At 62.6% G+C, this 13,618-nt stretch carries 14 protein-coding genes; 8 read left to right on the top strand and 6 right to left on the bottom strand.

Annotated elements, in window-relative coordinates:
* Positions 1-121: 121 nt before the first annotated feature.
* From ACA047_RS13505 to pedF, 4 genes are read right to left on the bottom strand one after another with little or no spacing between them, the layout of a single operon-like run.
* Positions 122-1,057, bottom strand: coding sequence for a quinoprotein relay system zinc metallohydrolase 1 (locus tag ACA047_RS13505; protein WP_497359724.1), 936 nt, complete (start codon positions 1,055-1,057; stop codon positions 122-124).
* Between the two features lie 16 nt (positions 1,058-1,073).
* Positions 1,074-1,829 (bottom strand): quinoprotein dehydrogenase-associated SoxYZ-like carrier, encoded by a 756-nt coding sequence (locus tag ACA047_RS13500; RefSeq protein ID WP_497359722.1) that lies wholly within the window; start codon positions 1,827-1,829, stop codon positions 1,074-1,076.
* Between the two features lie 10 nt (positions 1,830-1,839).
* Positions 1,840-2,715, bottom strand: coding sequence for a substrate-binding periplasmic protein (locus ACA047_RS13495; protein WP_497359720.1), 876 nt, complete (start codon positions 2,713-2,715; stop codon positions 1,840-1,842).
* A gap of 5 nt (positions 2,716-2,720) precedes the next feature.
* Positions 2,721-3,182, bottom strand: a complete 462-nt coding sequence (pedF, locus tag ACA047_RS13490) for a cytochrome c-550 PedF (RefSeq protein ID WP_497359718.1) — start codon at positions 3,180-3,182, stop codon at positions 2,721-2,723.
* A gap of 252 nt (positions 3,183-3,434) precedes the next feature.
* Here pedF and exaA point away from each other — a divergent pair, with 252 nt between their 5' ends.
* Together exaA and ACA047_RS13480 are read left to right on the top strand one after the other, a co-directional pair.
* Entirely contained in the window at positions 3,435-5,309 is a 1,875-nt protein-coding gene (gene exaA / locus ACA047_RS13485) for a quinoprotein ethanol dehydrogenase (protein WP_497359716.1), read from the top strand.
* A 55-nt stretch (positions 5,310-5,364) separates the two neighbouring features.
* On the top strand, positions 5,365-6,009 hold the full coding sequence (locus ACA047_RS13480) for a pentapeptide repeat-containing protein (RefSeq protein ID WP_497359714.1): 645 nt from the start codon (positions 5,365-5,367) through the stop codon (positions 6,007-6,009).
* Positions 6,010-6,135: 126 nt separating this feature from the next.
* Here ACA047_RS13480 and ACA047_RS13475 read toward each other — a convergent pair whose 3' ends face one another.
* The gene (locus ACA047_RS13475) at positions 6,136-6,774 is read right to left on the bottom strand and encodes a response regulator (protein WP_497359712.1); all 639 of its coding nucleotides are present in this window, start codon (positions 6,772-6,774) and stop codon (positions 6,136-6,138) included.
* Positions 6,774-8,030, bottom strand: coding sequence for a sensor histidine kinase (locus ACA047_RS13470; RefSeq protein WP_497359710.1), 1,257 nt, complete (start codon positions 8,028-8,030; stop codon positions 6,774-6,776). Before ACA047_RS13470 ends, ACA047_RS13475 begins: the two co-directional genes overlap by 1 nt.
* Before the next feature lie 389 nt (positions 8,031-8,419).
* Between ACA047_RS13470 and ACA047_RS13465 the strand changes: the two genes are divergently transcribed.
* The 6 genes from ACA047_RS13465 (at position 8,420) to ACA047_RS13440 (ending at position 13,561) form a co-directional block, all read left to right on the top strand.
* Positions 8,420-9,604: an ABC transporter substrate-binding protein gene (locus tag ACA047_RS13465; RefSeq protein ID WP_497359708.1), complete on the top strand. Its 1,185-nt coding sequence runs from the start codon at positions 8,420-8,422 to the stop codon at positions 9,602-9,604.
* Between the two features lie 26 nt (positions 9,605-9,630).
* Entirely contained in the window at positions 9,631-10,620 is a 990-nt protein-coding gene (locus ACA047_RS13460; protein WP_497359706.1) for a YVTN family beta-propeller repeat protein, read from the top strand.
* Positions 10,617-11,348 carry an ABC transporter ATP-binding protein gene (locus ACA047_RS13455; RefSeq protein WP_497359704.1) on the top strand — a complete coding sequence of 244 codons (732 nt, stop codon included), beginning with the start codon at positions 10,617-10,619 and terminating at the stop codon, positions 11,346-11,348. The genes ACA047_RS13460 and ACA047_RS13455 overlap by 4 nt, the downstream gene beginning before the upstream one ends.
* Entirely contained in the window at positions 11,345-12,136 is a 792-nt protein-coding gene (locus tag ACA047_RS13450; protein WP_497359702.1) for an ABC transporter permease, read from the top strand. Before ACA047_RS13455 ends, ACA047_RS13450 begins: the two co-directional genes overlap by 4 nt.
* 169 nt (positions 12,137-12,305) lie before the next feature.
* Positions 12,306-12,839, top strand: a complete 534-nt coding sequence (locus ACA047_RS13445) for a PQQ-dependent catabolism-associated CXXCW motif protein (RefSeq protein ID WP_497359700.1) — start codon at positions 12,306-12,308, stop codon at positions 12,837-12,839.
* 56 nt (positions 12,840-12,895) lie between these two features.
* Complete coding sequence (locus ACA047_RS13440) at positions 12,896-13,561, top strand: response regulator transcription factor (protein ID WP_033046458.1); 666 nt, start codon at positions 12,896-12,898, stop codon at positions 13,559-13,561.
* Positions 13,562-13,618 lie beyond the last annotated feature (57 nt).

Below are 13,618 nucleotides of genomic sequence, written 5' to 3'. Positions count from 1 at the left end.
CGGGAAATTTTCCCGGTCTGGCGCAGATTCTTGGGCTCAGGGCCGCTGCCAACAATTGCCCGCAGTGTTGAGTTTTCTAGTTCCTTGGTACATGTGAGTAGTTGGTGGTACTCAGTCAGGGTTATTGGGCCTTGGCGTCTACTCGCTTCATCCGGACGCGTTCATACCGCGAATACAGATGGCTGACACTGCGAATCAACTCATAACGGCTCAAGCTGATCCCGGCAAAGCGCTCGGGGATGGGGCTGCGGATCATCTCGGTCATGTCGTCGCCCCGGGCGGCGCCGTCGCGCATCAGTTGGTCGAGCCAGCCCAGGTAATCACGCATCTGTGCAAAAGGCTGGGCGTCAGTCGCGACCGGGCCGTGGCCGGGGACAATTTGCTTCCAGGGCAAGGCCTGCAAGGTGTCGAGGTCTTTGAGCCACACATCAAGGCCCGGGCTGTTGGGGGTGGTCAGGGCCCGTTCGTAAAACACCAGGTCGCCGGCGAACAGCACGCCAGTGGTTTCATCCAGAATCGCCAGATCGGCCCCGGTGTGGCCGGCCAGTTGCAACAGACGCAACGAATGATTGCCCACCTTCAGCGTCCCGGGCGCCAGTACCTGGGTTGGCAGTACCACCTCGGTGCCACGCATCCAGTCTCCCACCAGCCGGTACATGTTTTGCGCCAGTGCATCACCCTGTTGTCGCAACAAATCCGTGGTGCCTGCCAGCGCGCCGATGGGCACGTCGCTGAAGGCCTGGTTGCCCAATACATGGTCGGGGTGATGATGGGTCAGCAGCACCTGGATCACCGGTTTATCCGTGGTCGCGGCGATTGCCTGGCGCAAAGCTTCCCCATAGCGCTTCGACGGCCCGCTGTCGATCACCACCACGCCGACATCGGTGATGATAAAACCGGTGTTGACGATGTTGCCGCCATTGGTACGGGAGAAATTGTCCGTACTGCCTTCCAGCAGCCAGGTGCCCGCGGCGATTTGTCGGGGTTTGAGTGAGTAGTCCATCCCGGCCGACGCGGGCAAGCACAGGCCTAGACAGATCAATAGCATCCAGCGCATGGCGCGCTCCTTGTGGTCAGGGGATCGCCGCCTCGAACGCGTTGCCGCTGTTGTCGCGCAGCAACAGGCGAGTCTGCCCGGGGCCTTGAATGTCGAAGGCCAGGTTGGGGTTTTCGCTGACCGCCGGAAACAGTTCGAGGCGCGCCAGTACCTGGCCGTCGGCGTCCAGCAGTTGGGCCTGGTTGAGGAAGAACTCCGGGATGCCGCTCACCAGGCCGTTATCCATCGGATGGGCCACTTGCAGGCGCAGGCGGCTCGTGTCACCCCGGGGATAACGCGCGCCGAGCACTTCGCCCAGGTGCTCTTCCCAGCCCGGCTGGGTGCGCACCACGCTTGGCGCGGTGCAGCCGCCACCGGCCGCGTCGATCAGGGTCGAACCAACGTGCCACAAGCCATCACGGGTCTGTACGGCAGCGCGCAAAGGGGTGGCCTGCTCAATGCGAATACGGATCGACAGCCAGGGCAGCACCCGCTCCCCCGGCTGGAAATCGACGATTTTGGGCAACGGGTTCAGTTCGGCCCAGGCCAGCACCCGCACCACGTCACCGGTGAAGGCCCGGGCATCGATTTCCAGCGGCACCTGGCGCGCGTCTTCGGCAAAGGGCGGTGCCAGCACTCGGACCCGGTCGTCGAACACAAACGCTGCGTCGCCCAGCAATTGCTTGTGGTAGAAAGCCCACATCACCGAAGGCACCGGATCCTTCCCCGGCTCGACTGCCGTCGTCACCAATGGGAGGCAGAATAACAGCAGGCCATACGCTCGCCACTTCATCCCTGCGCTCCTATTGATACATCTCGGGCACTTCGTAACGCAGGCCGTAATGGGCGTAAACGGTTTTGACACTGCCGTCGCGGATCAAGCCTTCCAGCGCTTCTTCCACCGCATAGGCCAGTTGCCGGTTGCTTTCATGCACCGCCATGCCGATATCCCAACGTTGCTTGCCCATGTTCGGGTAGGCATTTTCCGCCAGCGCCAGTTGCGGATCGCCAGCTTCGTGCACCTGCCAGTCAACCTCCCCGCGCATGGCCATGACGGCGTCCACCTCCCCCGCCTGCATGGCTTTGAAGGCTTGGCTGACGCCCGGATAATGGTGGGTTTGGGCGCTGAGCATGCCGTTGAACACCGAGGTCAGGTAGAACGACGGCACGCTGTCGACTTCGACACCAATGGCGTGCTGCTGAAACACCGCGACACTGCCCACCGAGTCCAGCCGTCGACGGTCATACGCCACCTGCCAGCACTCTTGCTGATAAGGCCCAAACATCACCACTTGGGCATTTGCCAACTCACCGACGTCGTTGCGTTTTTGCACGTAGTCGTGGTCGTAGGGCACCCGCATCATCAGGTCGGCCAATTGCCGGTTGTGCAGCGCACTGCTGCGCCAGATGTAATCGCGCAGGTCGTCATCGAGCTTTTCGCCAGGGGGCGCCCAAATCAACTGCAGGCGCACGCCCAGCGCCTTGGCCAGGGCCTGCGCCAGCTCTACGTCTACCCCTCTGGGCTGGCCGTGGTCTTCAAAACTGTAGGGCGCGAAGTCCTTGTAGACCGCCACCTTCAGCTCACCGGCGGCGATCATCTCATCGTAGTTGCGCACCTGCGCCTGCACCGCCTGGCCACATAGCAGCACGCTGCAAATTACCCACGCGAACAAACGCATGGCGATCACTCCTCGACGTGCACGCTGTCGAGATAGGTGCGCACCGCCCACAAGGCTTCCTGGCTCAAGTAGTCGGCCATTTTCGGCATGTAGACCCGGCCGTCGCGCACCGCACCATGACGCACGCGTTCGACAAACCACTCATCCCCCGCTTCGGCGACGTCCAGCAGACGCAGGTCCGGGGCGATCCCTCCAGACTTGGCCTCCAGGCCATGGCACGCCGCGCAGTTCTGGTTGTAGGCCGAGGAGCCGATCTCCAACGCCCTGTCATGCTCGGGCGAAGTGCGATAAGGGTTTACGGTGGCCCAGCCGTCGGCATCCAGCACAACGCCGGTGTCCTTGATCGGGGTCAGTCCCTTGGTTTCCACTGCCTGGGGCACTACGTTGCCATGGGCCCACACGGAGCCTGCGCCGGTCAGCCCTATCAGTAATGCGGTAGCGATGATGGCGTTGCATTTTGTTGTCATTGTTATGCCCTCTGGATTGCACGCAAGACCTTTGTGAAGAGGCCGTGCCGTCATCTTAGGAACCGCCCTGCCCCAACCGAATGCTGCTTTGGTGGCCGGGGTCTAGTTCCTTGGTAGCAGGCCATCCGGCGCGGGTCGCAAATACAGGCGGTTTGGGAAGTATTCCCGGCAAGGGCGGGACTTTTTCCGTATCGGCAGGCCTTGGCGCGACCCAACCTAGTCAGGCCAAAACCTTTACTGGGAACTGCCACCATGACAATAAAAACCCTACCCGCCCTCTCCGCCCTGACCGTTGCCTTGCTGCTGGCCGGTGGTCTGTCGCTGAGCCCCTTGGCTAACGCCGCAGCGCCAGCGGCCCCTGGGGTCACCTGGGAAGACATCGCCAACGACCACCTGAGCACCAAGGACGTATTGCAATACGGCATGGGCACCAACGCCCAGCGCTGGAGCCCGCTGGCCCAGGTCAATGACAAGAACGTGTTCAAGCTCACTCCCGCCTGGTCCTATTCGTTCGGCGACGAAAAGCAGCGCGGCCAGGAATCCCAGGCCATCGTCAGCGACGGCGTGGTGTACGTCACCGGCTCTTACTCGCGGGTGTTCGCCCTCGATGCCAAAACCGGCAAACGGCTGTGGACCTACAACCATCGGCTGCCGGACAACATTCGCCCGTGCTGCGACGTGGTCAATCGTGGCGCGGCTATTTATGGCGACAAGATCTACTTCGGCACGCTGGATGCGCGGGTGGTCGCCTTGGATAAAAACACCGGCAAGGTGGTGTGGAACAAGAAGTTTGGCGACCACGCCGGCGGCTACACCATGACCGGCGCCCCGGTGCTGATCAAAGACAAAGTCAGCGGCAAGGTGCTGTTGATTCACGGCAGTTCCGGCGACGAGTTCGGCGTGGTCGGCCAGTTGTTCGCCCGGGACCCGGACACCGGTGAAGAAGTCTGGATGCGGCCCTTCGTCGAAGGTCACATGGGCCGCCTCAACGGCAAGGACAGCACCCCGACTGGCGATGTAAAAGCACCTTCCTGGCCCGACGACAAAACCACCGAAACCGGCAAGGTCGAAGCCTGGAGCCACGGCGGCGGCGCGCCTTGGCAGAGCGCCAGTTTCGACCCCGAGACCAACACCATCATCGTTGGCGCGGGCAACCCCGGGCCGTGGAACACCTGGGCCCGCACGGCCAAGGACGGCAACCCCCACGACTACGACAGCCTCTACACCTCAGGCCAAGTGGGCGTCGACCCGAGCACGGGCGAAGTGAAGTGGTTCTACCAACACACACCCAACGATGCCTGGGACTTCTCCGGCAACAACGAACTGGTGCTGTTCGACTACAAGGACAAGGACGGCAAGGTGACCAAGGCCACCGCCCACGCCGACCGAAACGGTTTCTTCTATGTCGTGGACCGCAACAACGGCAAGCTGCAAAACGCCTTCCCCTTCGTCGACAACATCACCTGGGCCAGCCACATCGACCTGAAAACCGGCCGCCCGGTGGAAAACCCCGGCCAGCGTCCAGCCAAACCATTGCCCGGTGAAACCAAGGGCAAACCGGTGGAAGTCTCGCCGCCTTTCCTCGGCGGCAAGAACTGGAACCCCATGGCCTACAGCCAGGACACAGGGCTGTTCTACGTTCCCGGCAACCAGTGGAAAGAGGAATACTGGACCGAAGAGGTGAACTACAAAAAAGGCTCGGCCTACCTGGGTATGGGGTTCCGTATCAAGCGCATGTACGACGATCACGTCGGCAGCCTGCGGGCGATGAACCCCACCACCGGCAAGGTGGTGTGGGAGCACAAGGAGCCGTTGCCGCTATGGGCCGGGGTGCTCGCCACCAAGGGCAACCTGGTATTCACCGGCACCGGCGACGGTTTCTTCAAGGCTTTCGATGCCAAGACCGGTCAGGAGCTGTGGAAATTCCAGACCGGCAGCGGCATCGTCTCCCCACCCATCACCTGGGAGCAGGACGGCGAACAGTACATCGGCGTGACCGTCGGCTATGGCGGCGCCGTGCCGTTGTGGGGCGGCGACATGGCCGAGCTGACCAAGCCCGTGGCCCAGGGTGGGTCGTTCTGGGTATTCAAGATTCCGAGCTGGGATAACAAGGTGGCCCGCAAATAAGCCCTTGTGGGAGCGAGCAGGCTCGCTCCCACATTAGTTACCGGAGTTTCCCGCCATGAATTATCTGCCTCTTGTACTCCTGATGATCGCCGCTTATACCAACGCCGATGACACCGAAACCCCGCTGACCATCAACGGCTGTGTCATCGCCGAATCGAGCCAGTGCCCCGGCGCCAATCTTCGCGGTGCTCAGCTGGCCAATCAGGATCTGCGCAAAATGAACCTCAGCGGTGCCGACCTGCGAGACGCCGACCTGCGTCATGCGCGGCTGGACCTGGCCAATCTCGAACGCGCCCAGTTGCAAGGGGCCAACCTGAACCGTGCCAGCCTGCAACAGAGCAACCTGCGCCTGGCCGATTTCAGCGACGCCACGCTCAAAGCCATTCAGGGCTGGGGCCTGTTCGCCCAGGGGGCGCAGTTCCAGCGTGCCGACCTGACGGGCGCATACCTTCAATTCGCCCGACTGTCCGGCGCCCGGTTACACAATGCCAACCTACAGGCCGCCGACCTGGAAATGGCCTGGCTGAGCAAGGCCGACCTCAAAGGTGCCGACCTGCGCGATGCCAACCTGCAGGAAGCCAAGCTCGGTGAAAGCAACCTGGAACAGGCCAACCTGAGCGGCTCACGCCAGCATTACGGGAATTTCCAGGATGCAAACATGCAAGGCTGCACGGGTTGCCCGACGACTTGGGAACAGTGATCTGGCTATGGGTAAACGCATTTTCTTCTGGCGAGGGGGGTTAACTGTGAGAGCAAGCTTTGCTCCCACAGAACGGGGATAAATCCCCGTGCCACAGATGATCATCATTGCTTTGGAGTGAGCATCTCACCCCGCCACGCGCACCACGCCCATGTCGATCCCCAAGTGCACCAGCTCGGCATGGGAGCTGACCTGCAACTTGCTCTTGAGCAACGTCAGGTGGTTGGAGACGGTCTTGGCGCTGATGCACAGCTGTTCGGCAATGGTGCGCGCGGGCGTGCCCTTGGCGAGCATGACAAAGATCTCCAGCTCGCGCTGGGTCATGCATTGCAGACGCGGGTCGGCATTGTGCCGGGAGCTCGCGCAGGCCAGTTGCGTAGCCAGGGACTGTTCGATGTAGGCATGGCCAGCCAACACCCTTCGCACGGCTTCCACCAACACCTGAGGCGCTGAGTTCTTGGTCAGGTAGCCCGCGGCACCGGCATCCAGCGCCTGTCGCACCAACGGCAGCTCATCGTGCATGCTGAAGAACAACACCCGCAGTTGCGGCAGGCGCTGGCGCAGTCGCCGAGTGGTTTCCAGCCCGCTGATACCGGGCAGACCGAAGTCCATGATCACTAGATGGGGCACCTGTTCCTGCACCAGGCTCAGGGCCTCTTCGCCCGTGGCCGCTTCCCGTACCTGCAGGTCGGGCATCAGCGCCCGCAAAAGGCTGGCGTAGCCCTGCCGAACCACCGCATGGTCGTCCACCAACAAGATGTTCATCACGCCTCCAAGGGAATATTCAAAGCCAGCGCCCAACCGGCGCCGGGCTGACTGATGATGCGCAGCTCACCGCCCAGGCTGCGGGCCCGTTCGGACATCGAGTGCAGGCCCACGCCCGGTCGCAGCGGCTGCATCGCCCCCCGTCCGTTATCGCGCACCAGCAACCGCAAGCGCCCGGCGCGGTGTTGCAGGCGAATCCGCACCGCCGTGGCGCCAGCATGTCGGGCGACGTTGGTCAGTGCTTCCTGCAGCAGGCGATACAGGTGGGTCTTGTTTGGCCCGGACAACGGCGGCAACGCCTCATCGATCCGCAGTTGGCAGCTGATGCCTTGAGTTTCCTGCCACTTGCCGGCCAACAACCTGATGGCTTCGCACAATGGCAGGTGCTGCAATACCACCGGGTACAAGTCATGCACCAGCGCCCGGAAACCCTGTTGCAAATGCTCGCAATGGTCTTCGAGCTGGCTGACGGTCTGCTCCAGCGCTGGCGGCTGATCAAGCACCAGCCGCAACAGACAGGCCCGGGCGCGAATACCTGCCACGTACTGGCCCAGGTCGTCGTGCAGGGTCTGGGCCAAACGCGTGCGCTCCTGCTCCTGCACGGCCAGCAGGGCCTGGGTGAGCCGGGTGTTGTCGGCCTGGGCCTGGGCCAGGGCGGCCGTCATCCGGTTGAAATGCCCCGCCAGTTGCTGCGCTTCCGGGACGCCTTCAGCCGGCAGCCGCACCTGCAGATTCCCGGCCGACACCTGACGCAGCGCATGCAGTAATTCATCCAGCAACCTCATGCCTCGGCGCACCGCCCAGCGAATCACCAGCAGGCTGAGCAACAGCGCCATCCCACAGACGCCCAGCAGTTGCACCAGGGAGTCGAGAATCTCATCGATTTCGTCCCGAGGATCGACGGCAATCCAGGCCCGACGACCGTCACGCAAGTCCACCACCTGAGCCGCGGGGCCATCGACCAGTAATTGACGACCGAGCCAGGCGTTCACCCCGCCCTCGACGCTTGCCGGACGCATTTGCCCCGGTGCCAGCCAGCGCACCCGTACATGGCGCAGGCTGCCGGTCAGCCGCGGCTGGAGACTGGCCGGGTCACGCTCGGCGGTTTCGCGCAGGTAATGCACCACGGACTCGGCCGATTGCAGTTCGCGTTTCACATCGTCCATCGCCTGATGTAACAACAGGACCGCGCAGGCCAGGGTGACCAGGCCGAAAAATGCCGTCACCCACAGGTTGATCCGCCATAGGGCCGACATGCCTAGCGCCCCATTCCCGGACCGACGTTCAACTCCTGTGGAAGCGGGCTTGCTCGCGAAAGCAGTGGATCAGCTTGCATTGATGTCGACTGTACTGCCGCCTTCGCGAGCAAGCCCGCTCCCACAAGAGGTTGCGGGTGTTTGCAGGTTCTGTGTTTGCCGAACAGCCGATCAACGTCAATCAAACTCAGGATCAGCAGCAACGGCAGAAGCAGGGCTTTGAGAATCCGCACGGTCTGTCCGCTCCCTGATGAATAGCGATGCTTTGCATCCTAAAACCCCGGCGCCGGCGGCGAGTTACTACCTTGGTACTGGCCCGGCGGTACTTTCTGCATATTTCCCCATGACCGCAGGCTTCCTATGCTGGCGCTACCCGCAATGGAGGTGGTATGCGCAGGCTCCTCAGTTACGCCTTGATCCCTCTGCTGGCAGCGGCCAGCGGTTGGCTGCCGACCTCCGTCCAGGCTGACGATAGGGCGCCGTTGCAGGTGCGCATCGGCTACCTGGGTTACCGTCCTGACCCGGGGCCGCTGCTGTCCAACGTCATTGCCGAACCCGCCGATGCCGGCCTGCGTGGTGCCGAGCTGGCGATCATCGACAGCAACAGCACCGGGCGTTTTCTCAAGCACGATTACCGGCTGGAAAGCGCCAACGTCGACAGCCCGCAAGCCTTGCTCCAAGCCGCCCGCGCCCAGCACAACCAGGGCCTGCGTTTGTTCGTGGTCAACGCCCCGGCCGCGAGCCTGCGCCAACTCAGCGCCGCCCTGCCCGACAGCCTGCTGTTCAACGCTGGCAGCCCCGACGACAGCCTGCGCACCACCGACTGCCTGGGTAACGTGCTGCATAGCCTGCCCGACCGGGCCATGCTCGCCGATGCCCTGGTGCAGTTCAGCGTCGTGCGCAAATGGCAGCGGGCATTGCTGATCGTCGGCCAGACGCCCGAGGACCAGGCCTACGCCGCCGCGCTGCGCCGGGCCATGAAACGCTTCGGCATGAAGATCGTCGCCGAAAAAGCCTGGCGGTTCGACAACGACCAACGCCGCAGCGCCCAGGCCGACATGCCGCTGTTCACCCAGACCGCCGAGTACGACGTGGTGCTGGTGGCCGACGAGCGCGGCGACTTTGGCGAATACGTGCCTTACCAGACCTGGTACCCGCGCCCGGTGGCCGGCACGCAGGGCCTTACCCCTACCGGCTGGCACAAGACCGTGGAAACCTACGGCGCGGCGCAGTTGCAGAAACGCTTCGAAGCCTCGGCCGGACGCTGGATGAACGACCGGGATTTCGCCGCCTGGATCGCCGTGCGCAGCATCGCCAGCGCCGTGACCAAATTGCGCCAGGCCGACCCGTTCGCCATCCGCCAACTGGCCCTGAGCGATCAGCTGCCCCTGGACGGTTTCAAGGGCCGCAAGCTCAGCTATCGCCCCTGGAACGGGCAACTGCGCCAACCGATTCCCCTGGTCCAGCCGCGCGCACTGGTCAGCACCTCGCCCCAGGAGGGCTTTCTGCACCCCACCAATGAAATGGACAGCCTGGGCTACGACCAGCCCGAAGTGAGCTGCCGTTACCCCTGATCGATAACAACAATAAGGAAACCGCCATGCGCCGCCCGCTGTTCCAACCGGCCCTGCTCTGCCAAGTACTCACCCTGGGCGTTGCGTTGCTCGCCGCCGGCCCTGCCGCCGCCAGCATCGCCTGGGTCTCCAACGAGAAAGACAACAGCCTGAGCCTGATCGACATGCAGAGCCTGGAAGTCATCGAGACCCTGCCAGTGGGCCAACGCCCCCGAGGCTTGTTGCTGTCCCACGACAATCGCTTGCTGTACATCTGCGCCAGCGATTCGGACCGGGTCCAGGTGATGGACGTGGCCACCCGCAAGATCATCAAGGAGCTGCCCTCCGGCAAAGACCCGGAGCAGTTCGCCCTGCACCCCAATGACCGCTGGCTCTATGTGTCCAACGAGGACGACGCCCTGGTGACGGTGATCGACACCCAAACCTCCGAGGTGCTGGGCCAGATCGGCGTGGGCGTCGAGCCCGAGGGCATGGCGGTCAGCCCCGATGGCAAGTGGGCGGTCAACACCAGCGAAACCACCAACATGCTGCACTGGATCGACACCAGCACCCAGACCCTGGCTGATAGCACGTTGGTGGATCAACGACCGCGTTTCGTCGAGTTCAGTCACGACGGTTCACAGCTCTGGGCCTCGGCCGAGATCGGCGGCACCCTGACGATTCTCGACGTGGCCACGCGCACGATACTCAAGACCCTGACGTTCCAGATCAAGGGCGTTCACCCAGACAAGGTGCAGCCGGTGGGCATCAAACTCAGCGCCGACGGCAAGCTCGCCTTCGTCGCCCTGGGCCCGGCCAATCATGTGGCAGTGATCGACGCCAAGACCTTCGAAGTACTGGATTACCTGCTGGTGGGCCGACGGGTCTGGCAACTGGCGTTCACCCCGGACCAAAGCCAACTGCTGGCAACCAATGGTGTGAGTGGCGATGTCTCGGTGATCGACGTGCAGAGTCGCAAAGTGCTCAAATCAGTGAAGGTCGGGCGCTACCCCTGGGGTGTGGTGGTGACGCCATGAGCGCGTTGCAGGTCAATGATCTGAGCTTTGCCTACGGTGCTCGCGAAGCCCTCAAACAAGTCAGCTTCAGCCTGCCCGCCGGGCGTTTTGCGGCGCTGCTGGGGCCAAACGGGGCCGGCAAGTCGACGTTGATCGCCCTGCTCACCCGGCTGTACGACGTGCAGCGCGGTGACATCCTGGTCGGCGGTCATTCGCTGCAAAAGTCGCCGCGACCGGCCTTGCGCCAGTTGGGCGTGGTGTTCCAGCAGAGCACGCTGGACCTGGACCTCAGTGTCGAGCAAAACCTGCGCTATCACCTCGCGTTGCACGGTTTGTCGCGGCGTCAGGGCAGTGGGCGGATCGACGCCGAACTGGCTCGCCAGCACCTTACAGAACGGCGCCACGAGCGCGTGCGTGACCTCAACGGTGGCCATCGTCGCCGGGTGGAAATCGCCCGGGCCCTGCTGCATGAACCACGCCTGTTATTGCTGGACGAACCCAGCGTCGGCCTTGATCCGGCCAGCCGCCTGGCCCTGGGGCAACACATCCGCCAACTGTGCCAAGCGCACGGCATCAGTGTGCTCTGGACCACGCACCTGCTGGACGAAGTACAGCCCAGCGACGATCTGCTGATCCTGCATCAGGGCCGCCTGGTCGCCAGTGGCCTCGCCGACGCCGTGAGCCTGGAACACGGTGGCAGTCTCGGCTCGGCCTTCACACACCTGACCACACAGGGAGTTCATCCGTGAACGCGTACTGGCATTGCTTCAGTGGCATCGTGGTGCGTGAATGGCTGCGTTTCGTGCTGCAACGCACGCGGTTGCTCAGTGCCCTGGTGCGGCCACTGTTGTGGTTGCTGGTATTCGCCGCCGGCTTTCGGGCGGCACTGGGCATCGCCATCATCGCGCCCTACGACACCTACATTCCCTACGAGGTGTACATCGTGCCCGGGCTGGCCTGCATGATCCTGTTGTTCAACGGCATGCAGGGTTCGCTGTCGATGGTCTATGACCGGGAAATGGGCAGCATGCGGGTACTGTTGACCAGCCCTCTGCCGCGAGCCTTCCTGCTGGCGAGCAAGTTGTTGGCGACCTCGCTGATCTCGCTGTTACAGGTCTACGCCTTTCTCGCCATTGCCTGGCTGTACGGCATTCAACCGCCGGTCATGGGCCTGGTGCTGGCACTGCCGGCTCTGCTGCTGGTGGCCCTGATGCTCAGTGCCCTGGGGTTGCTGTTGTCCAATGCCATCCGGCAACTGGAGAACTTCGCCGGGGTGATGAATTTCGTGATCTTCCCGATGTTTTTCCTGTCCTCGGCGCTGTACCCGCTGTGGAAAATGCTTGAGGCCAGCCCTTGGCTCTATTGGCTGTGCGCGGTGAGCCCGTTCACCCATGGGGTGGAGTTGGTGCGATTTGCCTTGTACGAGCGGTTCAATCCACTGGCCATGGCCGTGTGCGTGGGGTTGACCCTGGTGTTTGCGTTGCTGGCGGTGTGGACGTTCAATCCGCAGCATGCGGCGTTGCGTAAGGCGAACTGATCCAGCCAACACAAGCCCGCTCCCACAGGGTTTTGTTTCTGAGGTTAATACGGCGCGCGTCCTGAGGCCCAAAATTACTACTTTAGTACCGGTTTTCCTGTCTATGGTCGCATTCACAATAACTCGACCCTGGCATGTAATGGGCGCATAACAAAAAGGATACATCCCTATGCCCCGTTTCCTGGCGATCGTCTTGCTGGGCCTGTCGCTGAATGTCGCGCAGGCCGACACGTCGCTGTTTTCCCCGCAGGGCTATCGCATTGCCCAGTACCGCAGCCCGACGCCCACAGCCGTTGACGGCGCACAGACCCTCGATACCCAAGCCCTGCAACACCTCCTTGAGCAAACCTCGCCTCCGGTTTTGATCGATGTCTACCGCCGCCCATGGTTGCAGGGACGCTTCATCGACAACGAAGCCCACGCTAACCTCCCCGGTAGCCTGTGGCTGGCCAATACCGGCGACGGTGACCTCGACCCGACCTGGCAGGCCTACTTTACTTATCACCTGCGCAAAGCCACCGCCGGGCGGGCGGATCAACCGTTAGTCTTTTATTGCCGCGCCGATTGCTGGTTGAGCTGGAACGCGGTAAAACGCGCCGCTGCCATGGGCTATAAGCAGGTGTATTGGTATCGCGATGGCCTCGATGCCTGGGAAGCGGCCAATCTGCCCGTACAACCGGCGCTGCCCGAACCCTTCCCCTGACCTGAAGCACTGCGTTTCACTGCCCCACCCACATGACAATAACGAGGTGAATGGCCATGTATAAAATCTTGATAGCCGACGATCACCCACTGTTTCGCGAAGCCATCCACAACGTCATCAGCGACGGTTTTCCTGGCAGCGAGGTGATGGAAACCGCCGACCTGGACAGTGCCCTGGCGCTGACCCGTGAGCACGACGACCTGGACTTGATCCTGCTGGACCTGAACATGCCCGGCATGCACGGCCTCAATGGCCTGATCAACCTGCGCAACGAGGCCCCGACCATCCCTGTGGTGATCGTCTCCGCCGAGCAAGACAAGCAGGTGGTGTTGCAAGCCATCACTTACGGCGCGGTGGGCTTCATCACCAAGTCCTCGCCACGCTCGCAGATGACCGACGCCATCGAGCAGATCCTCAACGGCAATGTCTACCTGCCGCCAGACATCATCCGCACGCAAAAAAGCCCGATGGGCCGGCGCCTGAATGAGACCCCGGCCTTTCCCCCGGAACTGCTCCAAGCCCTGACCCGCAAGCAGTTGCTGGTGCTCGAGCGCATGACCAAGGGCGAGTCGAACAAACAGATCGCCTACACGCTGGACATCGCCGAAACCACGGTCAAGGCCCACGTCTCGGCCATTTTGCGCAAACTCAATGTGCACAATCGGGTGCAGGCGATTCTCAGTGCTGGGGATATTGATTTCGGGGCTTATCTACGGCGTTGAAAGGCACCACACCGTAGCTGTGGGAGCAAGTCTGTGTGGGAGCAAAGCTTGCTCCCA

Source organism: Pseudomonas sp. LBUM1664, from assembly GCF_059695895.1.
Note: the sequence above shows the minus strand (reverse complement) of the source record. Positions and strands in the feature narration are given on the sequence as shown.

Excerpts from the sequence above, each read along its gene's own strand:
- exaA (WP_497359716.1), top strand. The coding sequence starts at position 3,435 with ATGACAATAAAAACCCTACCCGCCCTCTCCGCCCTGACCGTTGCCTTG.
- ACA047_RS13505 (WP_497359724.1), bottom strand. The coding sequence starts at position 1,057 with ATGCGCTGGATGCTATTGATCTGTCTAGGCCTGTGCTTGCCCGCGTCG.
- ACA047_RS13460 (WP_497359706.1), top strand. The coding sequence starts at position 9,631 with ATGCGCCGCCCGCTGTTCCAACCGGCCCTGCTCTGCCAAGTACTCACC.
- ACA047_RS13470 (WP_497359710.1), bottom strand. The coding sequence starts at position 8,030 with ATGTCGGCCCTATGGCGGATCAACCTGTGGGTGACGGCATTTTTCGGC.
- pedF (WP_497359718.1), bottom strand. The coding sequence starts at position 3,182 with ATGACAACAAAATGCAACGCCATCATCGCTACCGCATTACTGATAGGG.
- ACA047_RS13445 (WP_497359700.1), top strand. The coding sequence starts at position 12,306 with ATGCCCCGTTTCCTGGCGATCGTCTTGCTGGGCCTGTCGCTGAATGTC.
- ACA047_RS13480 (WP_497359714.1), top strand. The coding sequence starts at position 5,365 with ATGAATTATCTGCCTCTTGTACTCCTGATGATCGCCGCTTATACCAAC.
- ACA047_RS13475 (WP_497359712.1), bottom strand. The coding sequence starts at position 6,774 with ATGAACATCTTGTTGGTGGACGACCATGCGGTGGTTCGGCAGGGCTAC.
- ACA047_RS13500 (WP_497359722.1), bottom strand. The coding sequence starts at position 1,829 with ATGAAGTGGCGAGCGTATGGCCTGCTGTTATTCTGCCTCCCATTGGTG.
- ACA047_RS13465 (WP_497359708.1), top strand. The coding sequence starts at position 8,420 with ATGCGCAGGCTCCTCAGTTACGCCTTGATCCCTCTGCTGGCAGCGGCC.
- ACA047_RS13440 (WP_033046458.1), top strand. The coding sequence starts at position 12,896 with ATGTATAAAATCTTGATAGCCGACGATCACCCACTGTTTCGCGAAGCC.
- ACA047_RS13455 (WP_497359704.1), top strand. The coding sequence starts at position 10,617 with ATGAGCGCGTTGCAGGTCAATGATCTGAGCTTTGCCTACGGTGCTCGC.
- ACA047_RS13495 (WP_497359720.1), bottom strand. The coding sequence starts at position 2,715 with ATGCGTTTGTTCGCGTGGGTAATTTGCAGCGTGCTGCTATGTGGCCAG.